The organism is Klebsiella sp. RHBSTW-00215 (assembly GCF_014103785.1).
Classification (GTDB): Bacteria; Pseudomonadota; Gammaproteobacteria; order Enterobacterales; family Enterobacteriaceae; genus Klebsiella.
In genome coordinates this window covers 3078266-3101396 of sequence record NZ_JABXQS010000001.1, presented here as the reverse complement: position 1 = coordinate 3101396, position 23131 = coordinate 3078266, and the positions used below count along the sequence as shown (strand labels likewise).

At 52.5% G+C, this 23131-nt stretch carries 20 protein-coding genes, 1 tRNA gene and 2 pseudogenes; 10 read left to right on the top strand and 13 right to left on the bottom strand.

Annotated features, from left to right (window positions below; genetic code table 11):
* Positions 1 to 51 precede the first annotated feature (51 nt).
* The 6 genes and pseudogenes from HV127_RS14700 to HV127_RS14675 form a co-directional block, all read right to left on the bottom strand.
* Complete coding sequence (locus tag HV127_RS14700; RefSeq protein WP_182236924.1) at positions 52 to 939, bottom strand: hypothetical protein; 888 nt, start codon at positions 937 to 939, stop codon at positions 52 to 54.
* 75 nt (positions 940 to 1014) lie between these two features.
* A complete protein-coding gene (locus HV127_RS14695) occupies positions 1015 to 1794 on the bottom strand; it encodes a hypothetical protein (RefSeq protein WP_182236921.1) in 780 nt (259 codons plus the stop codon).
* A gap of 234 nt (positions 1795 to 2028) precedes the next feature.
* On the bottom strand, positions 2029 to 2190 hold the full coding sequence (locus tag HV127_RS14690; RefSeq protein WP_094818586.1) for a hypothetical protein: 162 nt from the start codon (positions 2188 to 2190) through the stop codon (positions 2029 to 2031).
* Between the two features lie 859 nt (positions 2191 to 3049).
* A complete protein-coding gene (locus HV127_RS14685; RefSeq protein ID WP_065806339.1) occupies positions 3050 to 4261 on the bottom strand; it encodes an integrase arm-type DNA-binding domain-containing protein in 1212 nt (403 codons plus the stop codon).
* A gap of 174 nt (positions 4262 to 4435) precedes the next feature.
* Positions 4436 to 4512, bottom strand: a tRNA-Arg gene (locus tag HV127_RS14680).
* Between the two features lie 280 nt (positions 4513 to 4792).
* A pseudogene (locus HV127_RS14675) lies at positions 4793 to 4951 on the bottom strand (IS3 family transposase); the annotation flags it as partial.
* A 1447-nt stretch (positions 4952 to 6398) separates the two neighbouring features.
* Between HV127_RS14675 and folD the strand changes: the two are divergent.
* Together folD and ybcJ are read left to right on the top strand one after the other, a co-directional pair.
* Positions 6399 to 7265 carry a bifunctional methylenetetrahydrofolate dehydrogenase/methenyltetrahydrofolate cyclohydrolase FolD gene (gene folD, locus HV127_RS14670; RefSeq protein WP_182236919.1) on the top strand — a complete coding sequence of 289 codons (867 nt, stop codon included), beginning with the start codon at positions 6399 to 6401 and terminating at the stop codon, positions 7263 to 7265.
* Between the two features lies 1 nt (position 7266).
* The gene (gene ybcJ, locus HV127_RS14665; RefSeq protein WP_110273138.1) at positions 7267 to 7479 is read left to right on the top strand and encodes a ribosome-associated protein YbcJ; all 213 of its coding nucleotides are present in this window, start codon (positions 7267 to 7269) and stop codon (positions 7477 to 7479) included.
* Positions 7480 to 7511: 32 nt separating this feature from the next.
* Here ybcJ and HV127_RS14660 read toward each other — a convergent pair whose 3' ends face one another.
* Positions 7512 to 8255: an SDR family oxidoreductase gene (locus HV127_RS14660; RefSeq protein ID WP_182236917.1), complete on the bottom strand. Its 744-nt coding sequence runs from the start codon at positions 8253 to 8255 to the stop codon at positions 7512 to 7514.
* 362 nt (positions 8256 to 8617) lie between these two features.
* Complete coding sequence (gene cysS, locus HV127_RS14655; protein WP_182236915.1) at positions 8618 to 10003, bottom strand: cysteine--tRNA ligase; 1386 nt, start codon at positions 10001 to 10003, stop codon at positions 8618 to 8620.
* 173 nt (positions 10004 to 10176) lie between these two features.
* Between cysS and ppiB the strand changes: the two genes are divergently transcribed.
* The 5 genes from ppiB to purK all read left to right on the top strand — a co-directional run bounded on the left by ppiB (position 10177) and on the right by purK (position 13507).
* Entirely contained in the window at positions 10177 to 10671 is a 495-nt protein-coding gene (gene ppiB, locus HV127_RS14650; protein WP_110273134.1) for a peptidylprolyl isomerase B, read from the top strand.
* Between the two features lie 3 nt (positions 10672 to 10674).
* On the top strand, positions 10675 to 11397 hold the full coding sequence (gene lpxH, locus HV127_RS14645; protein WP_182236913.1) for a UDP-2,3-diacylglucosamine diphosphatase: 723 nt from the start codon (positions 10675 to 10677) through the stop codon (positions 11395 to 11397).
* 101 nt (positions 11398 to 11498) lie between these two features.
* Positions 11499 to 11837, top strand: a complete 339-nt coding sequence (locus HV127_RS14640) for a hypothetical protein (protein ID WP_182236911.1) — start codon at positions 11499 to 11501, stop codon at positions 11835 to 11837.
* A gap of 96 nt (positions 11838 to 11933) precedes the next feature.
* Entirely contained in the window at positions 11934 to 12443 is a 510-nt protein-coding gene (gene purE / locus HV127_RS14635; protein WP_181483232.1) for a 5-(carboxyamino)imidazole ribonucleotide mutase, read from the top strand.
* The gene (purK, locus tag HV127_RS14630) at positions 12440 to 13507 is read left to right on the top strand and encodes a 5-(carboxyamino)imidazole ribonucleotide synthase (RefSeq protein WP_182236908.1); all 1068 of its coding nucleotides are present in this window, start codon (positions 12440 to 12442) and stop codon (positions 13505 to 13507) included. The genes purE and purK overlap by 4 nt, the downstream gene beginning before the upstream one ends.
* Positions 13508 to 13710: 203 nt before the next feature.
* On the opposite strand, the gene HV127_RS14625 is transcribed toward purK, so the two are convergent.
* The 4 genes and pseudogenes from HV127_RS14625 to HV127_RS14610 form a co-directional block, all read right to left on the bottom strand.
* Positions 13711 to 14604 carry a carbamate kinase gene (locus HV127_RS14625; RefSeq protein WP_182236906.1) on the bottom strand — a complete coding sequence of 298 codons (894 nt, stop codon included), beginning with the start codon at positions 14602 to 14604 and terminating at the stop codon, positions 13711 to 13713.
* Positions 14605 to 14613: 9 nt separating this feature from the next.
* Positions 14614 to 15417 (bottom strand): DUF2877 domain-containing protein, encoded by an 804-nt coding sequence (locus HV127_RS14620; protein ID WP_182236904.1) that lies wholly within the window; start codon positions 15415 to 15417, stop codon positions 14614 to 14616.
* Between the two features lie 9 nt (positions 15418 to 15426).
* On the bottom strand, positions 15427 to 16686 hold the full coding sequence (locus HV127_RS14615) for a DUF1116 domain-containing protein (protein ID WP_182236902.1): 1260 nt from the start codon (positions 16684 to 16686) through the stop codon (positions 15427 to 15429).
* Positions 16687 to 16695: 9 nt separating this feature from the next.
* Positions 16696 to 18363 (bottom strand): annotated as a pseudogene (locus HV127_RS14610) (acyl-CoA synthetase FdrA).
* 315 nt (positions 18364 to 18678) lie between these two features.
* On the opposite strand from HV127_RS14610, the gene allD reads away from it, so the two are divergent.
* The 3 genes from allD to allE are packed head-to-tail and all read left to right on the top strand — an operon-like array spanning position 18679 to position 21778.
* Positions 18679 to 19728: an ureidoglycolate dehydrogenase gene (gene allD, locus HV127_RS14605; protein ID WP_182236900.1), complete on the top strand. Its 1050-nt coding sequence runs from the start codon at positions 18679 to 18681 to the stop codon at positions 19726 to 19728.
* A gap of 21 nt (positions 19729 to 19749) precedes the next feature.
* A complete protein-coding gene (gene allC / locus HV127_RS14600; RefSeq protein ID WP_182236898.1) occupies positions 19750 to 20985 on the top strand; it encodes an allantoate deiminase in 1236 nt (411 codons plus the stop codon).
* Positions 20986 to 20995: 10 nt separating this feature from the next.
* The gene (allE, locus tag HV127_RS14595) at positions 20996 to 21778 is read left to right on the top strand and encodes a (S)-ureidoglycine aminohydrolase (RefSeq protein ID WP_182236896.1); all 783 of its coding nucleotides are present in this window, start codon (positions 20996 to 20998) and stop codon (positions 21776 to 21778) included.
* A gap of 196 nt (positions 21779 to 21974) precedes the next feature.
* On the opposite strand, the gene glxK is transcribed toward allE, so the two are convergent.
* Complete coding sequence (glxK, locus tag HV127_RS14590) at positions 21975 to 23120, bottom strand: glycerate 3-kinase (protein WP_182236894.1); 1146 nt, start codon at positions 23118 to 23120, stop codon at positions 21975 to 21977.
* Positions 23121 to 23131 lie beyond the last annotated feature (11 nt).

The following is a 23131-nucleotide window of genomic DNA, read 5'->3' as shown; positions in this document are numbered from 1 at the left end:
ATTTTGCGATTAAGCATTTGTATATATAGGTGTAGAATACTCTATTCCCACTTATCTTGAAAGATTAAAATTATAATTACCGCTATCGGTTTTAATTTCAATTTCAGTCCACATACATTTTGAGTATTTATTATTCATCTCAACCCAGTTCCACCCGGAGTTTGCATAGGCAACCTTTTGACTGATAACAAGAGAGAAATCTGTACCCTTACCATAGCCCAGAGTTACTGGTCGGGTATTCCACCGATAACAACTACCACGGTCTATACTTAAACCAGTAATCGTTACACTATCCTTCAAACCATAAACATAAGCATGTCTTCTTATAGTGTGCTCAGCACTGACATTACCTTTGAAGTTGTAAGTGGTATCTTCTATTTTGATCTTAACAGGTGATTGAGATGGTATCTTCTCTGATTTTGAGTTGGATTTATTACTTACATATTCGTTAATATTGTCTGAATGTTCATCGGGGATACCATGCATCATATTGCTGTCACCCAGATGTTGTTCCCAGATATCATCGCATTTTATCGTACTGATTTCTTTTCCCTGTTTTAAAATAGTTATTTCCCCATCAGTATTTTTTCCATCATCGATATAGGAAATAGAGTAAGTATACTCGTTTTCTGGTATGTTCAATGTATGTATCGACACCCCCTCAGCCCGACTGTAATTCCAGGACTGACTTAACTGACTCACATTTTTTACCAGAGTGATTTCAGGAATAACCCCACCACCTCCGTTAATGTCCGATTTACCGAATAAATAAGTGATCTCATTATTATTCCTTAACACAGCCACCTCTTTAGTGGTTTTACCTTTTATAAAACACCCGAACAAGACATCTGAATCTCCATAAGGTGATGCCATTACTGAACAGGAGATAGTAATTACCCCCAGAGCAGCCACATATTTAATTCCATTTGAAAACTTCATAAAAACCACCCAAAAAAAATAAATAATATATAAAAAGCACTTACCCCAAAGGTAAGTGCTTTCCCTCAAAAATTCCTATTCAATATATACAACAATCTTACCATCTGATTGTTCTGTCACGGTAATATCTTTAGTTTTACCATCACTAAGTTGAGCAAATCCATAGTGCTGTTTCCCTTCACTTTCAGTTAACGTTACGTTCTCACATTGCTGTGAATATTGACGTAACTGTTTATGATAGATATCCGTTACCACCTCGCATGCTGTACGTTCCAGCATCGCTTTGCTACCATTGAACGCAAAGTTCCCGATACCATATACAACCCAGATCCCAAGCCAGACCAGCAACAGCATTTTCCCCTGACCAACGGCTTTACAACGTTTAGCAATATAAACTGGCGAAAAAAGAATCCACCATTTTGAAAAGCTTGCCTTACCATGTTTATCCAGTAGCTTCCAGTCCATATAGAACAAAATAACCAGGGCAATCATAACGAACAGATTAACCGTATAGTTGACAGCTAAACTAAACAAACATGCGGATAAAACGCCGACAACAAACAATCCCGTTGCAATCCAGATATATTTTTCATGTAACGACGAGTTGTCTATATTTAATAATTCACGAATATTCTCAGCGCTTACCAAATCAGACTTTTTACGATCGCCAACAATAAAAGAAATCAATTTGTTATTATACAGAACCCTGGCTTCATCGTTTAACAAAATAGATTTCATTTCACGGATGAATTTTAAATCTGCATCATCACGTTCACTTACTTTTTGTATCGCATGGTTTAATTCATCAACGCTGGCATTCATATCCAGTTCAAGATATTCATAATAGTTTATCATGATAATTCCTTATCTTTACATAATAGCCGAAATATTACAGAGAACGTTATACTGATATACATCAAGAGTGTTGAACCGGAGGGGAGGATGGCAGTAAATATAAAATAATTATTAAAATACGTAATCATTTCCCTTATTGACCTAACAAAACAACAATCCCTGTACAAACAAGTAACATGAATAAAAAGCCAATACCAAGATAGGCTTTAAAAAGCCTCTTAACTCTGTCTGGTTTCATTTTGACCTCACGACTACAGCAAAAAGAATCGCACCAAATATGGGGTCTATAAGCATACTGATAACAAACCATATGAAGAACGAACGGCCACTGGCCTGAGCCAATTTACCAATAACTATCGATGCTCCGATCCACAAAATTAAAAGAATAAATGCCATCGTTGGCTCCTTGAAAAATAACAATAAATCATTGAAGTGGTGGTTTAATGCCGTCACTTTGTCCGATAAACATGTTGAATGGATGGGCAGACTTATACCTGCCGCATTGAAACATCCTTGCTATAGGCGCATGGTGCATCTCCTTATTGTCACCCGATGAGAATCCTAGCCTGATTCTAATCAAATCCTTTCTAAGATAGGGAGGTTACGAGTGCAGGTAAAATTGTTATTACCGATCGAATTTCAATAATTGATCTGCGCAATCTATCGATATAAGCGATCAATTTTATATATTTGATAGCTCTCAGCTATCATTATAATGATATCGATCGTTTTTGTAGATCGGTTTATGCGGGGCATGTGGTGTATTAAAATTGATGAGGCAAGTAGTGGGTATTTTTTATTCATTAAAAACATAAGGATATGAAATTTCTCATAACCTTCTAGTCAAAGGTATGACTACAATCGCCACACTCATATCTGTCAAACACGAGTCCATCAAGGGCTGAGCCGGTAACTGCTCCTGCAGTTGCACCAGCCACAAATCTCCCAAACACAGCACCAATAACGGCCCCGGCCGCAGTCCCCAGAACTGGCACAACAGAGCCGATTGCAGCCCCTGTACCTGCGCCGCTAAGTGCTCCAGCCACACCTCCAGCGATACTTCCTGCCTTCCTCCCAATATTACGTTCACTTACACGGTCAGAACCACATTCCGGGCATATCGTAGTCATTTCTTATTCTCCTGATTTACAGTTGTTAAAAGCAAAAAGGCATCCGAACGTTACTGAACGGATGCCTTCTCATAGGTAATTTTATCGTTAATGGTTATTTAGTAATTAAATAATCAATTGGGTCTTCACGCTGTTTTATCAAACACTCCTTGCATCACAGTCCTGTTTGCTAAAGAGTCAATATAATTTGCATACCACTGCAACATCTCCCTACGCTGCTCCAGATATTGAGCATGGTTGTAAGTACCACGGATAGTGTTCTTATCAACATGTGCAAGCTGTAACTCGATCCACGCCGTGTTATAGCCCTTTTCGTGCAAGATCGTACTCATCGTATGCCTGAAACCATGCCCGGTAGCCCTTCCGTGATAACCAACTCTTTTTAGTACTTGATTGATGCTCGCTTCACTCATTGGTTTTGTGATGTCGTTACGACCAGGGAAAACCAGATTGTAACGACCAGTAACTGCCTGAATTTCACGAAGTGACGCCACAACTTGATCAGATAAGGGGACCAAATGCGGGCGGCGCATCTTCATCCTTTCTACTGGCACCTCCCACACTCGCTTACCGAAATCAAACTCCTTCCACTCTGCCTGACGAAGCTCGATAGTGCGAACGCCAGTCAGCATCAAAATGCGTGTGGCAAGCCGAGTTATCGGGCTACCTGAATACGCAGCAAGAGCTTGTAAGAAATCAGGTAATTCACCAGCTAGCAGGTGGGGATAATTGGTAGACTTAGGCGCAGTCAGTGCGCTGGCTAGTTCAGAGGCTGGGTTTGTTTCAGCCCTGCCAGTGACAATGGCATAGCGAAAAACCTGATTGCAGGCCTGACGAATTTTACGCAACTTATCGAGGACGCCTCGCTTTTCTAATTTACGGAGCGAATTGAGCACTTCTAGCGGCGTAATCTCAGCAATGGGTCGTTTACCGATATCAGGAAAAATATCGTTCTCAAACGCTTCCATCAGATCTTCAGCGTAGCCTTTCGACCAGTTAGGACGCTTGTATTCATGCCATTCCAGCGCAATCGCTTTGAAGGTATTTTCAACACTGGCTTTTTTAGCCAATTTTTCTGCTTTCTTTTCTTCTCCCGGGTCACCACCCAAAGCAATAACCTTCCGTGCTTCTTCTCGCTTCAGGCGAGCATCAGCCAAAGAGATATCTGGGTAAACACCGATAGAAAGCTTTTTCTCTTTCCCAAAAAATCGGTACTTCAAACGCCAATACTTTGCGCCGTTAGGTTTTACCAGCAAATACAACCCACCACCATCAGTAAGTTTGTACTCCTTCTCCTTTGGTTTTGCAGTGTCTATCTGTCGTGCATTTAGTGGCATATGGGGCCCCTAATTTCCATTGAACGAGATGAGCCCCCTCAAAGGCCCCCAGCTACCACTTGATTTAGGTAGAACTGAGTTGACTTCGATAGAACTCGTGACAGAAAAATCCAGTAATATCAGGGAGTATAAAGGATAAAAAGAGAATTCAGTAGAGGTGTGTTGACTTGAAAATGGTACGCCCTACAGGGCTCGAACCTGTGACCTACGGCTTAGAAGGCCGTTGCTCTATCCAACTGAGCTAAGGGCGCACTGAGAAGTGAGAACTTCATGATGTGCAATCGCCGGGAATTATACGGTGCACGCCTGATGAGTCAATGTATTTTGCCGTGAAACTGCGCTTGGCTGCATAACCTGTCTGGTTATGCAGCCAAAGCAGTACAAAATTTATCCAGGTGCATGTTTCTGTACGTAACTTCCATTATGACCCAATACTCTTTTTTTACTCTCGTTACGGCACGACTAAGAACGTGTTCCATCAACTGTTACGCCAAAGAAAGATAAAATCTCAAACGAAAACTGATAGCAGGACTGACGTTTGAGACCGGCATTTTCAGCAGCAAATTCGCTTTCACGTTCGGTGGTCGTCATTTGCTGATGCTGTTTGCTTCTCCAGGCGTAGAACGGGGATTTGTACAGACTGAGTTCATTGATATCAGTGGCCACACCGATGTATTTAGCGAGTTTAAGGGTGCCCTGGCATTAGCACAACCGATTGACGCAGCGTCAAAATATATTTATATGAGATACTCAAATGTTCTTATCCGAAATCTCACAGCAACCGCCCCGATGGCTTTATCATTTTTTAAGATATTTCTCGAAACCATGCGATAACCCGCCCCATTTTAACTTATAAATTCAGACAAAAATTTTATTACTATAGTGATAGAATTTTTTCATGGTTTAATATCTCTAATGGGTCTCGTTGCAAAAAAATGAAACTCACATTTTCTGAACGATTACTCAGCCCTTATATGAAGTCGGATTGAAATGACAAATATCTCTGTAAACACTAAATATTTAAACGTAAGGGACATTAAATTTCCTCACTAATTCACTCATAGTTCTGGCTTCTTATGTCAATAAAAAAGAAGGAACCCATTGACTGACAAGAAATTAAAGGAAACGTGCGAATTCCAGAGCAATAGGTTTTCATTCTTAGGATTCCTTTTGCGATAGTGAAAAAATGCTTAATCCTGTAAAAACAAAATGAGTGCAAAGCATAAGGATATTCATCGTGCTCTATATAGAAAGCGTAGACGGTTGCAGTTACTTGATTAATAAGGAGAGTATCTCAATTGTAAAAAGCCATGGTAGCAATGTAATGATTTTCTTTAAAAACTCAGATGAGCATATCATTGGGAAGATGAACATTGAGGATGTTATGAAATTTTACAAATTATCTCCCCTTAAGAATTCAAGTTCGTAATGTACTGTTTTGTATCTCTCAACGAGAGGCTATGCTCGTTAGTTAAAGCGCTTAATGCAGGCATTCAAGGTCGCTCTACCCGAGATTATTATTCTAGTGTAACCCTATACTCTCCAGACCAACCTCTGGCTATATTTTTTATAGCGTCCATCCTTTAGTTAATGTGGCGCAGATTAGGTGAAATCCAAATAGTGAAACCTGCTACAACCATCAGTCCTCCGCCTACCACAACATCGTCTGGCAACGTGTTACGATACCTAAGCCCACTCACCAGTAAAGCGTTCAAGCGTGATCGTTAACTACGGTTTACGAACTTTCTTTCTCGTGAAGACCGGGTATTAACCGTAAGCTAACAGCCAGAATCATGCGGCTTCTGCTTTATTTCTGCGCGGGGTTCACTCACCGATGAGCTTTACCAGAAGCGGCATTATTTATGACAACCAATGATTGGCGCGATAGCATTAGAAGGATTCTCATAGCTATGCTCCTGAAGTTCAGGGCGGTTTTATCTCACCTTCAGTGAAATAAATGGAGTTGGCGGCAACCATTACCCTCTTTGCCTGAAAATTAAGCAAATCTATCCGCAATTCTTGCCTGACGGCGGCTAAAGAAAGATAAAATCTCAAACGAAGACTGACAGCGGGGCTGGCTTCTGACAAAATATCGCCATCCCCCTTTCGTAAAGATACAGATGGAATCCTCTCTCTGATGGCAGCAAAAATTATTGACGGTAAAACGATTGCGCAGCAGGTACGCTCTGAGGTTGCGGAAAAAGTAAAGGCTCGCGTTGAGGCAGGAAAACGCGCGCCAGGGTTAGCCGTCGTGCTGGTCGGCAGCAACCCGGCCTCACAGATTTATGTCGGCAGCAAGCGCAAAGCGTGTGAAGAGGTAGGCTTCGTCTCCCGCTCGTACGATCTCCCGGAAACCACCAGCGAAGCGGAGCTGCTGGAGCTTATCGACACGCTGAATGCCGATAACGCCATCGACGGTATTCTGGTCCAGCTACCGCTCCCTGCCGGCATTGATAATGTCAAAGTCCTGGAACGCATTTCGCCGGATAAAGACGTCGACGGTTTCCATCCGTACAACGTCGGTCGTCTGTGCCAGCGCGCACCGCGCCTGCGTCCATGTACCCCGCGCGGCATCGTGACCCTGCTTGAACGTTACAACATCGATACCTACGGCCTGAACGCAGTCGTGATCGGCGCATCCAACATTGTCGGGCGCCCGATGAGCATGGAGCTGCTGTTAGCAGGTTGCACCACGACCGTGACCCATCGCTTTACCAAAAACCTGCGCCATCACGTCGAAAATGCCGACCTGCTGATCGTCGCGGTCGGTAAACCAGGCTTTATTCCGGGCGAATGGATTAAAGAAGGCGCGATTGTGGTTGATGTTGGCATTAACCGCCTGGAAAGCGGCAAAGTGGTTGGCGACGTGGTCTATGAAGATGCCGCCGCGCGCGCGTCTTACATCACGCCGGTTCCTGGCGGCGTCGGCCCGATGACCGTAGCCACCCTCATTCAGAACACGCTACAGGCGTGCGAAGAGTATCACGATATTAAGGAGGCCTAAGATGGCGAACTTCTCTCTGGGCAAACACCCGCACGTTGAACTCTGCGATCTGCTGAAGCTGGAAGGCTGGAGCGAAAGCGGCGCACAGGCGAAAATCGCCATTGCCGACGGTCTGGTCAAAGTCGACGGCGCGGTTGAAACCCGCAAGCGTTGCAAAATCGTCGCCGGTCAAACGGTGAGCTTTGAAGGTCAAAGCATTACCGTTACCGAGTAAAAAGCAAAGGCGCCACAACCGGCGCCTTAATTTTATCCCCGCCCGACGAACGGCATCTCGTTGGCCATGATCGTCAGCTCCAGTACGTTAGTGGTTGGCGGCAGCGCCGCAATCATCTGAATCGCCGCCGCAACATCGGCCACATCCATCATCGCCTCTGGCGCAATCGTGCCGTTAGCCTGATAAACGCCTTTGCGCATCCGCGCCGAAAGCTGCGTCTCGGCATTGCCAACGTTAATCTGCCCGCAGGCGATATTATATTGTCGACAGTCGAGCGCGATGGATTTTGTCAGCCCAGTAATCGCGTGCTTCGAGGCGGTATACGGCGCGCTATACAAGCGCGGGGTGGTTGCAGAAATAGAAGCGTTGTTAATAATCCGCCCGCCCATCGGCTGCTGCTGTTTCATTATCTTGATAGCTTCTTTGGCACAGAGGAAGCTGGCGTGCACGTTGAGATTAAATACCCTCTGCCACTCATCAAACGAGATCTCTTCAATCGATTTTGCCGGGGTGTTATTGCCTGCATTGTTAAACAGCAGATCCAGACGACCAAACTGCTCGTGGACGCGCTGAAAAAGCGCCTCAACCTGCTGCGGGTCAGTGACGTCTGCGGCAATCGGAATAAATCGTTCAGCGTCCAGCCCCTCTGCGCACTCAGTGAGCTGCTGCTCGTTACGTGCCACCACGATGACCGCGTAGCCCATCTGATACAGGGCCTGCGCCGCCGCATAGCCAATGCCTTTACTGCCCCCGGTAACCAACGCCACCTTCTGCATACGTCTTCTCCCTTATGATATTTAGCTTCACGCTAGCGCGTTAGCGAACGAACAGGAATGGTCGCAATGCAAAAAATCAGCGCGCCGATCCATTCATTTGCCCAAAATCAGAATCAGGGGAATGCCTTTACCTGACGCCAGAGGCGATAATGGCAATTATTTGCTCAGGATAACGGGATATGCCAACCATCATTACCCACGCCGCCGTGCCTTTATGCCTTGGAGCCGTTCTGACGCTGTGTTTGTGGGCATACAGAAGCCGGAAAGAAACTGTAAAGAATTGAATTCAGAGAATTTGTGCTTACCGGGGTTTATTTAAATGATAAGGCCGCAGTAAAGCGGCCTTAATTTCAAATAAGAGATTACTTACGACGCCAGGTGGTGCCCTGCGGGCCATCTTCCAGCACGATGCCCATCTCGTTGAGACGGTCACGCGCGGCATCCGCCGCCGCCCAATCTTTCGCTTTACGCGCATCCAGACGCTGTTGGATCAAAGACTCAATTTCAGCCACTTCTCCGTCGTCAGCCTGCGCACCGCTTTGCAGGAAGGCATCAGGCTCCTGCTCCAGCAGGCCCAGCACCGAGGCGAGCTTACGCATATGCGCAGCCATGGCGTTGGCCGCGGCGGCATCTTCGGCCTTCAGGCGGTTCACTTCACGCGCCATATCGAACAGTGCAGAGTAGGCTTCCGGGGTGTTGAAATCGTCGTCCATCGCTTCGATAAAGCGCGCTTCGAACGCCTCGCCACCGGCAGGCTGCGCGGTTTTGTCGGTCCCGCGCAGCGCGGTGTACAGGCGCTCCAGCGCAGAACGCGCCTGCTTGAGGTTCTCTTCACTATAGTTCAGTTGGCTACGATAGTGGCCGGACATCAGGAAGTAGCGAATGGTCTCCGCGTCGTAGTACTTGAGCACATCGCGCACGGTAAAGAAGTTGCCCAGCGATTTTGACATCTTCTCGCGGTCAACCATCACCATCCCGGAGTGCATCCAGTAATTAACGTACTCGCCGTCGTGGGCGCAGGTGGACTGGGCGATTTCGTTTTCATGGTGCGGGAACATCAGATCCGAACCGCCGCCGTGAATATCAAAATGGTTGCCCAGCTGTTTGCAGTTCATCGCTGAACACTCGATGTGCCAGCCCGGACGGCCCGCGCCCCACGGCGACGGCCAGCTCGGCTCGCCCTCTTTCGACATCTTCCACAGCACAAAGTCCATCGGGTTATGCTTGACGTCAACCACATCAACGCGCGCGCCAGCCTGTAGCTGGTCGAGGTCCTGGCGCGACAGCTGACCGTAGTTCGGGTCGGTCGGGACGTCGAACATCACGTCTCCGTTGTCTGCGACATACGCATGACCTTTAGCGATCAGCTGCTCAGTAATCTCAATGATTTCCGGGATATGGTGCGTTGCACGCGGCTCGAGATCCGGGCGCAGAATATTCAGCGCATCGAAGTCTTTGTGCATCTCGGCAATCATGCGATCCACCAGCGCGACAAAGCTTTCGCCGTTTTCATTAGCGCGCTTAATGATTTTGTCGTCGATATCGGTAATGTTGCGCACGTATTTCAGCTGATAGCCGAGAAAACGCAGATAGCGGGCAACCACGTCAAAAGAGACAAAAGTACGGCCATGGCCGATGTGACAGAGGTCGTAAACGGTAATACCACACACGTACATGCCAACTTCCCCGGCATGGATAGGTTTAAATTCTTCTTTTTGGCGCGTCAGTGTATTAAAAATTTTTAACATCGAAGATTCCGTGTAGACGTGTGTGGTTATAAGTCGCGTATTCTAACCTTAATTCAACCCCGAAGCAGCACACATTGCAAGGTGATCCAACCCCGCGGTTATGCTATAACAGCCCCCTATATCTCGCCCGACTCCGGGTGCAGGCACCACAATCATCGGAACAGGATGCACAAATGGTAACTTTCCACACCAATCATGGCGATATCGTAATCAAAACATTTGACGACAAAGCGCCGGAAACAGTTAAAAACTTCCTGGACTACTGTCGTGAAGGTTTCTACGACAACACCATTTTCCACCGTGTTATCAACGGCTTTATGATTCAGGGCGGCGGTTTTGAGCCGGGTATGAATCAGAAAACCACCAAATCCCCGATTCAGAACGAAGCGAACAACGGTCTGAAAAACACCCGCGGTACCCTGGCGATGGCCCGTACTCAGGCGCCTCACTCCGCTACCGCACAGTTCTTTATCAACGTCGCCGATAACGACTTCCTGAACTTCTCCGGCGAAAGCCTGCAGGGTTGGGGCTACTGCGTATTCGCAGAAGTCGTTGAGGGTCTGGACGTGGTCGACAAAATCAAATCGGTCTCCACTGGCCGCAGCGGCATGCACCAGGATGTGCCGAAAGAAGATGTTGTGATCAAAAGCGTCACCGTCAGCGAGTAATTCGTGGCGACACTTTTTATTGCGGATTTGCATCTGCAAACGGAAGAACCGGCGATTACCGCCGGTTTTCTGCGCTTTTTACAGGGTGAAGCCCGCAAGGCGGACGCTCTGTACATTCTCGGCGATCTGTTTGAAGCCTGGATTGGTGATGACGATCCAAACCCGCTGCATCAGCAAATCTCCGCCGCAATCAAAGCATTAGTCAACTCCGGTGTCCCCTGCTACTTTATCCACGGCAACCGCGATTTTCTCGTCGGCCAGCGTTTTGCCCGCGAAAGCGCCATGACTCTGCTGCCGGAAGAGAAGGTTCTCGACCTCTACGGGCGCAACGTGCTGATTATGCACGGCGATACCCTTTGCACCGATGACGCGGGCTATCTGGCGTTTCGCGCGAAAGTCCACAATCCCTGGATCCAGCGCCTGTTTCTGGCCTTACCACTGTTTATCCGCCGCCGTATTGCCGCTAAAATGCGCGCCGACAGCAAAGCCGCCAACAGCAGTAAATCGATGGAAATTATGGATGTGAACCCGCAAGCGGTGGTTGACGCGATGGAGAAACATCACGTCCAGTGGCTGATTCACGGGCATACGCACCGTCCCGCCGTTCATCAGCTACAAGCCAACGGCAAAGCCGCTTATCGCGTGGTTCTCGGCGCATGGCATAGCGAAGGCTCAATGGTCAAAGTGACGCCAGAAGACGTCGAGCTGATTCACTTCCCTTTCTAGCATCCTGCAAGCACAATTCCGAAAAATCCCCTCCAGGCAACAGAATTGCTGTATTAACCTTTAACCGCCAGGTTAATTTTCAGCCAAACCACTTTCAAGGAATGAAAATGCAAAAATGGAGTCAGCCCCTGATTTGGGGAATGATCATCGCGATCCTCAATCCGTTAGGTGTAAGCTATATTGCCTTAATCGGCGTCGCTATCGGCAACACACTGGCATTTGTCTGGTGTGCAATGCTGGTGTGGGCGATCTATTTCTATGCTATTTATTTGCTCTGTACCCGGCCCCACGATGGGCGGCTGGTACAAATCTATTTACTGATAATGGGTACCATAATGCTCCCTTGGGGGTTAGTGCTGCTTATCACTTGTATCATGAATGAGATAAAGGCCAATAAACAACGTACTTCATCGTCGACAACCGAGACAAAAGACGGCTAACCACGCGCACGCAACCGTTTTCCTCGCCGGGAGTTCATGCTATTCTCTGTGGCCTCTAAAGCAGTGTGAAACACACCCACAGGAGTTTTAAGACGCATGTCTTCCCGCAATAATTCGGCGCGTATCGCCATCGTGATGGGGTCCAAAAGCGACTGGGCTACCATGCAATTTACCGCAGAAATCCTTGATGCCCTGAACGTTCCGTACCATGTCGACGTGGTCTCCGCACATCGCACTCCCGATAAACTGTTTAGCTTCGCCGAAAGCGCAGAAGAGAACGGTTTTCAGGTGATTATTGCCGGTGCGGGCGGCGCGGCGCATTTGCCGGGCATGATTGCGGCGAAAACCCTGGTGCCGGTTTTAGGCGTGCCGGTTCAGAGCGCGGCATTAAGCGGCGTTGACAGCCTCTACTCCATTGTTCAGATGCCGCGCGGCATTCCGGTTGGCACGCTGGCGATCGGTAAAGCCGGAGCCGCCAACGCGGCCCTGCTGGCCGCACAGATCCTCGCCCAGCATGATGCAGAACTGCACCAACGCCTCAGCGCCTGGCGTCAGGCGCAGACCGATGAAGTGCTGGAGAATCCGGACCCGCGGGGTGCGGCATGAAGCAGGTTTGCGTTCTCGGTAACGGTCAACTAGGCCGAATGCTGCGTCAGGCCGGTGAGCCGCTGGGTATCGCGGTCTGGCCGGTCGGTCTTGATGCCGACCCGGAAGCGGTGCCATTTCAGCAAAGCGTGATTACCGCTGAAATCGAACGCTGGCCGGAAACCGCTCTGACCCGCGAGCTGGCGCGTCATTCCGCCTTCGTCAACCGAGACGTCTTCCCGATTATCGCCGATCGTCTGACGCAAAAGCAGCTGTTCGATAAGTTGGGGCTCGCCACCGCGCCGTGGCAGCTTCTGGCGGATAAAAGCGAGTGGCCAGCGGTATTTGCTCGCCTTGGCGAGCTGGCTATCGTTAAGCGCCGGGTGGGTGGCTACGATGGTCGCGGCCAGTGGCGTTTGCGGGAGAACGAAACCGCTCAGTTGCCGGATGATAACTACGGCGAGTGTATCGTCGAGCAGGGAATTAACTTCTCCGGCGAAGTGTCGCTGGTTGGCGCTCGCGCCCACGACGGCAGCACAGTCTTCTATCCGCTGACCCGCAACCTGCATCAGGACGGCATTTTGCGCACCAGCGTCGCCTTCCCGCAGGCGAACGCGAAGCAGCAGGAGCAAGCAGAGTCGATGCTGTCGGCGGTTATGCATGAGCTAGGCTATGTCGGCGTGATGGCGATGGAGTGCTTTATCACTCCGGAAGGGTTGCTGATTAACGAGCTAGCGCCGCGCGTGCATAACAGCGGCCACTGGACGCAGAACGGAGCGTCTATTAGTCAGTTCGAACTGCATTTGCGGGCGATTACCAGCCTGCCGCTACCGCCGCCGGTGGTGAATAGCCCTTCGGTGATGATCAACCTGATCGGTACCGATCTGAATTATGCCTGGCTAAAGCTGCCGCTGGTGCATCTGCACTGGTACGACAAAGAAGTGCGTCCGGGCCGTAAGGTCGGGCACCTGAACCTGACCGATAACGATACCGACCGCCTGAGCGCGACGCTGGAAGCGTTAAAGCCGTTGCTGCCGCCGGAGTATATCAGCGGTATCGTTTGGGCACAGGCGCAGCTCGCATAATCTTGCCCGTCATCCCGGCTTGCGGCGCGCTGCGCCTTAGCCGGGCTATAAAACCCTCTATGCGCACGGATTCTTCGGGTATTTTCCCGGAGGCGATGCTACGCATCTGTCCGGGCTACCAGCCCGCAGACAACTGTGAACCCGTAGCCCGGGCAAGGCGCGTTAGCGCCGCCCCCGGGGAAAGCGCGCACAATAGCCACGCATCAGGGCTTGATGCAGGTTCCCGCCAGCCCGGCCAGGGTGTCATCGATGCGCGACAGCGCGCCTATCCACGCTCGCTTGCCCCGGCGGCGGACGTAGCCGCTTACCGCCGCGATTTTGGGCCCCATCGCGCCATCGTCGCGGGCAAACGGAGCCAGCTCTTCCGGCGTTGCTTCGCGGATCGGTCGCTGCATCGGCGTGCCCCAGTGCTCATACACCGCGTCGGCGTCGGTGAGGATCACCAGGCCATCAGCATTAATCTGCTCTGCCAGCAGCGCGGCAGCGAGGTCTTTATCAATCACCGCCTCCGCGCCCTGCCCGCTCTCCAGCACCGGAATTCCCCCGCCGCCGCAGCAAATCACCGCGTGACCTTCGCCCAGCAGGCGCTCAATCGACTCGCTCTCCTCAATCCTCACCGGCGTCGGCGAAGGAACCACCCGGCGCAGGTACTTACCGTCGCGCTTCATCGTCCAGCCGTACTCGCTCTCCAGCTGCGCCTGAAGCTCCGGGTCGTAAACCGGGCCAATAAACTTCTCCGGGGATGAAAAAGCCGGATCGTTCGAGGCTACCGTAATACGCGTCATCACCGTCGACACCAGCGGCATCTCTGGCTCCTGCGCCAGACGCTGGGCCAGCATATAGCCAATCATCCCCTGGCTCTCCGCCACCAGCACATCCAGCGGATAAGGCTCAACATCGCCATAGGCCAGGTTTTGCAGCGACAGCAAGCCCACCTGCGGCCCGTTGCCGTGAACAATGGCCAGCCGGTAATTTTGCGCCAGACGCGCCAGCGCCGGAACCGCGCTATCAATATTGCGATACTGATTTTCCACCGTCAGCGCTTCCCCGCGCTGCAATAAAGCGTTGCCGCCGAGGGCAACCACCAGCGTTTTCATGATTTTTCCTTAGATAATGTGTTGCGCCAACCAGAATCCCAGCAGGGTATCCGCGCCGGAGGTGTGGCCCATCGCCAGCAGAGCCTCGACGGCGGGTTCAATGCGGCGTCGGCGTTGAAGAGCATGCGCGAAATGCATCAGCGGCGAGGCAAAACGACCCTCGCTGGCGTAGCGTAAATAGTTGACGCTCACCTGGGTCGTCGTCGCATGCAGATCGCCGGAAGCACGAAAAAACGTGCGTCCGCCATGGCGCGACATCTGCCCCGCGCACCACGACGCCAGCATCATACCAATCAGCATATCGTCCAGGCTCGGCGTCAGGCCCGGCCCCTTTCCCAACCACAATCGCCAGTCGACGGCGCTCCCGGTCAGGGCGGAGGCAAAACAGTGGCGCAGCTGACGCAGCTCAGGGTGCTGCGGCAGACGGGTCGCCTGCGACAGCGGTCCGAACAGCCCGGTCTCTTCCGGGCGATCCACCAGCGCTTTCGGCAAGTGAGCGCCATCGGGATGAGAGCGAGGCCGCAGGGAGCAGCGCCGGCGCGGCGGCGACAACAAAAGGCTATCGACCTGAATGCCGTTATCCCGCGCAAGCGGCAACGCCCCCGCCCGCAGCGCCGCGTGTAAGCGGATAAAATCGCGATGGCGTAATACCCATCCGCCAGGGCTCACCCCCTGCCCCTGATGATGAAGCGTCAGCAGAGCGCCGCCTTCAACATAGAGATTGATAGTGCGTTGCCAGAGGCCGCCGGTTCGCCAGGGCTGGCGATGGTCCGGCGCATCGACGCTGCCTATCAGCGGACGAATAGTCTCCATCGCGCCTCCTCAGCTCACGCCCAGCTCGTCCGCCAGCGCTTCCAGCGCCAGTTCGAAACAGGCCAGCGGCGCTCTGACGGTCCCGGCGCCAATCTGGCCGATCCCCGCCTCTTTGTGGGCGATGCCGGTGTTGATCAGCGGAGTAATGCCGGTTTCTACCACCCGACGAATATCGAGACCCAGACAGGCTCCCTGGAAATCCCAGCCCGGAATTTGCAGCTGCATATTGCGCTCCAGGAAGATTTCCGCCATCTCCTCGGAAACGGATTTCGCCGCTTCCATGCCGCCCGCGCCGACAAAACGCGTCACGCCTGGGGCCGCGATCATTGCCGCACCACCGATACCGAAGGTTTCGGTAATCGCGCTATCGCCCATATCCGGGTTGGCCTGCTCCTGAGAAAAGCCGGTGAAAAATAGCCCCTGCGGCGTATTGACCGGCGCGGTAAACCAACGGTCGCCCAGCCCGCTGACGCGGATACCGAACATATCGCCGTTGCGGGTCATCGCGGTAACGATACTGCCCGCACGAATTTGTGCCCCGCTATCCATCGCCGCTTTGCAGTAGGCCATCGCCAGGTTAAGGAAGAACTGATCGGTAATGGCAAGGAAGTCCATCACTTCAGCAATCTGCTGTTTGTCATGGTTGAGGCGCGCCAGATGCGGCGCCAGCGTGCGCATCAGCAGCGCGGAGGTAGCGATATTACGCTGGTGGAACTCATCGCCCATGGTGATGCCCTGCGCCATCATCGCGGTCAGGTCGATACCGCGATCCATCTGTTTCAGCGCCGCGCTCAGAACCGGCATCAGCACATCGCGCATCCAGCGCAGGCGCTGCTGAACATCTTCGCCGTAAGCGCCGAAACGCATCACCTTGCCAATCCCTTCATTCAGGTTGCAATACGCGCGGTTGCCCTCGGCGATGTTCTCCACCACCAGCATCGGCATATTTGGCGAAGTAATGCCGCCCATCGGCCCCACGGCGTTAACGTGGTGGCAGGGAATAAAGGTAATCTCGCCGCCTTCCAGCATCGCATGGGCCGTTTTTTCATCCTGCGCCCAGCCTTCGAATAAGCATGCGCCAATGCAGGCCCCCTTCATCGGGCCGGTCATCTCCTGCCAGCGCATCGGCGGCCCGGCGTGGAGCAACGTTTTGTTCTGATTCAGCGCCCCGATTAAAGAACCCGCCGGCTTCACATCCAGCCAGTGCGGACGTGCATTACGAATTCGTTCTATTACTGCGTCATTGGCCTGCGCCACTGATGTAAACATAGAGACCTCTTATTGCAAACGTTCTAATAAACGAGCCAGTTTCTTATTCCCCCCGGCGATCGGTGCCCACTGATAGTGGACAACCGGCGTTCCGGCGGACTGTAAATCGAGCGCGAAGCTGCGCAGGCCAGCGTTGATCACCGCCACGCCGTCCAGCAGGGTGGCGCGCGGGGCCAGTTCGGCCATTCGTTGCGGGCTAATCAGCGCGCTGGCGAGCAGGGTGGCTTCAGGAAGACTATCGACTACCACAATCCCCGCATCTTCAAGAGCGGCTATCTGGCGGGAACGACACTGCGGGTCGGTTTCGGTACCGGTCACCGTGGCGACGATATACAGCGGATGGCGCTCGTCTCTGACGGCCCACGCCCGCAGGCAGGCCTCCACCAGCGATTCGGCAGGGTCGGCGGTCGCACCGTAGCCAATCACCACGTCCAGCAGCAGCACGCCGACCTGCGTTTGCTCGCCCAGTTCGGCAATCAACTGGTTGCGCAGGGAGGGATCGATCATCGGATGCGGGCGGCCAACGGTGTAAAAATCATCGCCGAGGTCGACGATCTGGTGGCCCTGCGCATTGAGCATCATGCCCTGCGGATGATGTTCGTCAGGGGTGATGTCCAGCCGTTCAGCGAGCAGCCCGGCGGATTCCGCGGCCAGCGTGCCGCCAGTGTACAAACCGCGAATCTGTTTTCCCGCCACCGCGGTCAGGGTTTCCTGATGGCGCACCACTCGCGCCAGCAGGCAGGCCAGGCGTCCGGCCTCATCCAGCGTGCGGGCAAACCAGACGTTCTCATCGCGGGTAGCTTTCGGCGCATAGCCGAGAAACAGCGCCACCACCGGCTTGGCGCTGCGCTTCATGGCGCTAATCATCTTCTGGCGCACCGCCTCGGCGGGTGGCTTCGAGACAAAGGCCAGCACCTGGCTCTGCCCGTCCTGGGTCAGCATTTCCAGCGCCGTCTGTGCGCTGATGCCGCCCACTTCAGCGCTGAGGTCTCGTCCGCCGAGACCAATCGCATGGCTGATCCCTTCCCCGCCGAGGACAATTTGCGAGACCAGTTCCTGAATGCCGGTACCGGATGCGCCAATCACGCCGATATTGCCGTCCGGCGTGACGTTGGCGAAAGCCAGCGGGGTTCCGGCGATCATGGCGGTGCCGCAGTCCGGCCCCATCACCAGCAACCCTTTATCACGAGCACGTTTTTTGAGGGCGATTTCGTCCTCCAGCGTGACGTTGTCGGAGAAAATCATCACGTTTTTCTCACTGCTGAGCGCCTGGTGGGCTAACTCCGCAGCATACTCTCCGGCGACGGAAATCAAGGTCATATTGGCCTGCGGCAGCTTTTGCGTGGCACTTTGCCAGCGACGAACCACGCTGAGGCTTTGGCTTTGCCCACTCCCCTGCGCCAGCGCGGTTAACGCTTAATCCAGAAGGGCGACAATCATTTCCGTTACCGCCGTATCGGCGCAATCGGTGCGGATCGCCACGCAAATATCGTTCGGCGTCGCCGTGGCAAAATCGTCGTGCCAGAAACCGGTGGTTTCCAGCAGCGATTTATTGGCCGGTGTTCCCATCATGACCGAAACATCGTCGACATTTTCTGACTCACTCAGTTTTCTTGAAATAATCATTAAACTGACTGAATCCTGAAAACAGCCCTTTTTAATAAAGGCATGGATCATAATAACTCCCCAATAATTGCACCCATTGCAATTGAATGAGCATGGTTAATCTGCAATCAGGCTAGCGATATAAAATTATTGGTGGCGTGACCAATATCACATGGAAATTATTACACGATGCTTTCAAATAAACCCCTGGACATTAGTGTGTAATTTTCAATGAATAGATTAACCGGGTCCCTTCTGATAAACCGACGGTGATTATCAAATAAAATCTAACTAACTATTTTTACCCGTACAGATCACAATTTAAGTTTATTTTCCCCGTATTTTAGTCGTCAGTCAGGCTCTACACCGTCGTTAAAAGGAAGACAGATGAAAGTCAGTCGGGAAACACTTCATCAGCTTATTGCCAATAAGCTGAACACAGCAGGGCTTACTCATCATCACGCGGATATTATTGCCGACGTGCTGGTTTATGCCGATGCCAGGGGAATTCATTCGCACGGCGCGGTTCGCGTTGAATATTATGCGGAGCGTATTTCAAAAGGCGGAACCAATCGTAACCCCACCTTCACCTTTGAAAAGAGCGGCCCCTGCAGCGGGATTTTGCATGCCGATAACGCCGCCGGTCAGGTCGCCGCCAAAATGGGTATGGAACAGGCGATAGAAATCGCCCGGGAAAACGGCGTGGCCGTGGTTGGCATTCGGCGCATGGGGCATAGCGGCGCGATCTCTTACTTCGCACAGCAGGCGGCCCGCGCCGGGTTTATTGGGCTTTCGCTGTGTCAGTCAGACCCGATGGTGGTCCCTTTTGGCGGTGCGGAAATCTATTACGGCACCAATCCGCTAGCCTTTGCCGCACCCGGCGAGGGCGACGATATTATCACCTTCGATATGGCCACTACCGTGCAGGCCTGGGGGAAAATTCTCGACGCCCGCTCGCGTCATGAAACCATCCCCGATAGCTGGGCGGTGGATAAAAACGGCGCGCCGACCAGCGACCCGTTTGCCGTTCACGCCCTGCTGCCGGCTGCGGGACCGAAAGGCTACGGCCTGATGATGATGATCGATGTGCTCTCCGGCATTTTGCTCAACCTTCCCTTTGGCCGTCAGGTCAGCTCAATGTATGACAACCTGAGCCAGGGACGCGAACTCGGCCAGCTGCATATCGTTATCAACCCGGAATTTTTCTCCTCCAGCGCGTTATTCCGCCAGCATATCAGCGACACCATGCGCGAATTAAACGCCATTACGCCAGCCCCCGGATTTAACCAGGTTTATTACCCGGGGCAGAACCTGGATATCAACGAGAAAAACAGCGCCGTCGACGGTATCGATATCGTTGATGAGATTTATGACTATCTGGTTTCGGACGCTTTATATAACCGCTCTTATGAAACCAATTCCCCTTTTGCTCAATAAATTAAGATACAGGAGTTGCGTATGGCTAATTATTTTCGACAGGCAATTGAAGAGACGTTGCCGTGGCTTTCCTCTTTCGGCGCTGACCCAACCGGGGGCATAACCCGCCTGCTCTACTCGCCGGAATGGCTACAGGCACAGCAGGCGTTCAAACAAAAGATGAGCGAAAGCGGGCTGGAGACGCGCTTTGATGAGGTCGGCAACTTGTATGGCCGCCTGCCCGGTACGCGCTTTCCCGACGAAGTTATCCTTAGCGGCTCGCATATTGATAGCGTGGTCAACGGCGGTAATCTTGACGGCCAGTTCGGCGCGCTGGCGGCGTGGCTGGCGGTACGTTGGCTGAAAGAGACCTACGGCGCGCCGCTGCGTACCGTCGAAGTGCTGGCGTTAGCGGAAGAAGAAGGCAGCCGCTTCCCTTATGTGTTCTGGGGCAGCAAAAATATCGTCGGCATCGCCAACCCAGCGGACGTTCGCGATATCAAAGATACCAAAGGCGTGGCTTTTGTTGATGCCATGAAGCAATGCGGTTTCACGCTACCCGCCGCGCCGCTGGCCCCGCGCCGCGATATTAAGGCCTTCGTTGAACTGCATATCGAACAGGGCCGCGTACTGGAAACCAACAAGCAGTCCATCGGCGTGGTCAACGCCATCGTCGGACAGCGCCGTTACACCATCACCCTTAACGGCGAATCCAACCATGCGGGCACCACCCCAATGGGCTACCGCCGCGATACCATCCACGCCTTCAGCCGCATCTGCTGTGAATCTATCGCCAAGGCAAAAGCCCACGGCGACCCGCTGGTTCTGACCTTCGGTAAGGTCGACCCGCAGCCGAACACCGTCAACGTGGTACCGGGTAAAACGGTCTTTACCATGGACTGCCGCCATACCGATGCGTTTGAATTAACGGCATTTACCGAAGTGATCGAAGCCGATATGCGGCGGATCTGTCAGGAAATGGAGATCGGCATCGAGATCGATCTGTGGATGGATGAAGCCCCGGTACCGATGGACAAAGCGCTGGTCACCCAGCTCACCGCGCTTTGCGAAAAAGAGAAGGTTAATTTCCGCGTGATGCACAGCGGCGCGGGGCATGACGCGCAAATTTTCGCCCCCTGCTTCCCGACCTGCATGATCTTTATGCCGAGCATAAAGGGTATTAGCCATAACCCGGCGGAAAGCACGCATATCGACGATCTGGCGGAAGGCGTGAATACCCTCGCATTAATGTTGCATCAACTGGCCTGGACTGAATAAGGAAAAAATAATGGGATATTTAAATAATGTAGTGGGTTATCGCGACGATTTACTGGCCAGCCGTTCCATCGTGCGCCACGGTAATTACGCGCTGCTGACGCCGGATGGCCTGGTCAAAAATATTATTCCGGGATTTGATAACTGCGATGTGACGATTCTGTCGACGCCGAAATTAGGCGCAACCTTTGTTGATTATCTGGTCACGCTGCATGACAACGGCGGTAATCAGAGCGGCTTTGGCGGCAAAGGAATTGAAACCTTCCTGTATGTGATTCAGGGTGAAATCACCGCCCAGGCGCAAGGCAAAACTCTCCCGCTGACCGAGGGCGGCTATTTGTATTGCCCACCGGGCGAGAAAGTGACGTTCGTTAATAACTATGCAGGCGACAGCCAGCTATTCCTTTACAAGCGCCGCTATATTCCGGTTGAAAATCATGCGCCTTATCTGGTCACTGGTAACGTCAGCCAGCTTGAGCGGATTCATTATGAAGGGATGGAAGACGTTATTCTGATCGATTTCCTGCCGAAAGAGCTGGGTTTCGATATGAATATGCACATTCTCTCTTTCGAACCGGGTGCCAGCCACGGTTATATCGAAACCCACGTGCAGGAGCACGGTGCTTATATTCTTTCCGGCCAGGGCGTTTATAACCTCGACAACAACTGGGTACCGGTGAAAAAAGGCGATTATATCTTTATGGGCGCTTATTCACTGCAGGCGGGATATGGCGTCGGGCGCGAGGCGTTTAGCTATATCTACTCGAAAGATTGCCATCGCGACGTTGAGATCTGATGTATTGCCCGGCGGCGCTTCGCTTGCGTGGGCCTACGGGTAAATCTCGTCGCTTTCCCAGGCCGGGTAAGGCGTCAGCCGCCACCCGGCGAAAGGCAGGCGCAATAGCAAAGACGGATTTGTTACCCATCTCATAAAATTTTTTTTGTTTAGCTATGTTGGATTTTGCCACGGTGAGAACCGTGGCATTTTTTGTTCAGGCGGGAATGTTCTGGCCAAGCCTGATCGCACAGGCAATATTGCGCGCGCTGGCGTAAAGGTTCTGCTCTCCGCAATCCAATACTTCATCCAGCGGCGCGAGCGCGGGCAAAATGCTGAATACCGCATCAATACCGTGCTGGTGAACCGCTTCGACGCCATCGCCCAACACGCCCGCAATACCGATAACCGGGATACCGTGCTTTTTGGCAATCCGCGCCACGCCAATCGGTGCTTTACCGCCAACGGTCTGCGAATCAATCCGCCCCTCACCGGTAATCACCAGATCCGCATCGCGCAGCGCCTCCTCCAGATGAACGGCTTCAATGACGATATCGATGCCCGGCTTCAGCGCCGCGTTGAGGAACACGCAGGCCGCCACGCCCATCCCCCCGGCCGCGCCGCCGCCGACAATCGTCGTCACATCCTGACCGGTTGCCTCCAGCAGCACCTGAGCATAGTTTTCTAATCCGCGCTCAAGGGCTTCGACCATTCGTGCGCAGGCTCCCTTCTGCGGCCCAAACACCGCCGCCGCGCCGCGTGTGCCAAGCAGCGGGTTATCAACATCGCAAGCGACGTCGATCCGGCATTCGCTAAGGCGCGGGTCAAGATCGCGCAAATCTATCTGCACCAGCCGCTCTAATGCGCCACCGCCGAGTCCGACGCTCTCACCGATGTTATCAAGGAAGCGTGCACCCAGCGCCTGGGCCATCCCCATTCCGCCGTCAACCGTGGCGCTGCCGCCAATACCGAGGATAATATGGCGAACCCCGGCGTCCAGCGCGTGGCGAATCAACTCCCCGGTGCCGTAACTGGTGGCCCGCATAGGGTTACGCTCCCCGACCGGGACCAGCATCAGCCCGCTGGCTGCCGCCATTTCAATAAATGCGGTTTGACCGTCACCGCTCAGGCCATAGAAGGCTCCAACAAAATCCCCCATCGGCCCCATCACCGGCAGCATCACCATTTTGCCCTCGGTGGCCTCAACCATCGCCTCAACCGTTCCCTCGCCGCCGTCGGCAATCGGCAGGCAGACGTACTCCGCCTGCGGAAAAATAGAGACAAAACCCGCTTTAATCGCCTGGGCGCAGCGGCTGGCGCTGACGCTTTCTTTGAAAGAGTCCGGTGCAATAATAATTTTCATGGTTCATCCTT

What these genes read in the sequence shown, in the direction of transcription:
- HV127_RS14700 (WP_182236924.1), bottom strand. Translation starts at nt 939, where the DNA reads ATGAAGTTTTCAAATGGAATTAAATATGTGGCTGCTCTGGGGGTAATT.
- HV127_RS14695 (WP_182236921.1), bottom strand. Translation starts at nt 1,794, where the DNA reads ATGATAAACTATTATGAATATCTTGAACTGGATATGAATGCCAGCGTT.
- HV127_RS14690 (WP_094818586.1), bottom strand. Translation starts at nt 2,190, where the DNA reads ATGGCATTTATTCTTTTAATTTTGTGGATCGGAGCATCGATAGTTATT.
- HV127_RS14685 (WP_065806339.1), bottom strand. Translation starts at nt 4,261, where the DNA reads ATGCCACTAAATGCACGACAGATAGACACTGCAAAACCAAAGGAGAAG.
- folD (WP_182236919.1), top strand. Translation starts at nt 6,399, where the DNA reads ATGGCAGCAAAAATTATTGACGGTAAAACGATTGCGCAGCAGGTACGC.
- ybcJ (WP_110273138.1), top strand. Translation starts at nt 7,267, where the DNA reads ATGGCGAACTTCTCTCTGGGCAAACACCCGCACGTTGAACTCTGCGAT.
- HV127_RS14660 (WP_182236917.1), bottom strand. Translation starts at nt 8,255, where the DNA reads ATGCAGAAGGTGGCGTTGGTTACCGGGGGCAGTAAAGGCATTGGCTAT.
- cysS (WP_182236915.1), bottom strand. Translation starts at nt 10,003, where the DNA reads ATGTTAAAAATTTTTAATACACTGACGCGCCAAAAAGAAGAATTTAAA.
- ppiB (WP_110273134.1), top strand. Translation starts at nt 10,177, where the DNA reads ATGGTAACTTTCCACACCAATCATGGCGATATCGTAATCAAAACATTT.
- HV127_RS14640 (WP_182236911.1), top strand. Translation starts at nt 11,499, where the DNA reads ATGAAAATGCAAAAATGGAGTCAGCCCCTGATTTGGGGAATGATCATC.
- purE (WP_181483232.1), top strand. Translation starts at nt 11,934, where the DNA reads ATGTCTTCCCGCAATAATTCGGCGCGTATCGCCATCGTGATGGGGTCC.
- purK (WP_182236908.1), top strand. Translation starts at nt 12,440, where the DNA reads ATGAAGCAGGTTTGCGTTCTCGGTAACGGTCAACTAGGCCGAATGCTG.
- HV127_RS14625 (WP_182236906.1), bottom strand. Translation starts at nt 14,604, where the DNA reads ATGAAAACGCTGGTGGTTGCCCTCGGCGGCAACGCTTTATTGCAGCGC.
- HV127_RS14620 (WP_182236904.1), bottom strand. Translation starts at nt 15,417, where the DNA reads ATGGAGACTATTCGTCCGCTGATAGGCAGCGTCGATGCGCCGGACCAT.
- HV127_RS14615 (WP_182236902.1), bottom strand. Translation starts at nt 16,686, where the DNA reads ATGTTTACATCAGTGGCGCAGGCCAATGACGCAGTAATAGAACGAATT.
- allD (WP_182236900.1), top strand. Translation starts at nt 18,679, where the DNA reads ATGAAAGTCAGTCGGGAAACACTTCATCAGCTTATTGCCAATAAGCTG.
- allC (WP_182236898.1), top strand. Translation starts at nt 19,750, where the DNA reads ATGGCTAATTATTTTCGACAGGCAATTGAAGAGACGTTGCCGTGGCTT.
- allE (WP_182236896.1), top strand. Translation starts at nt 20,996, where the DNA reads ATGGGATATTTAAATAATGTAGTGGGTTATCGCGACGATTTACTGGCC.
- glxK (WP_182236894.1), bottom strand. Translation starts at nt 23,120, where the DNA reads ATGAAAATTATTATTGCACCGGACTCTTTCAAAGAAAGCGTCAGCGCC.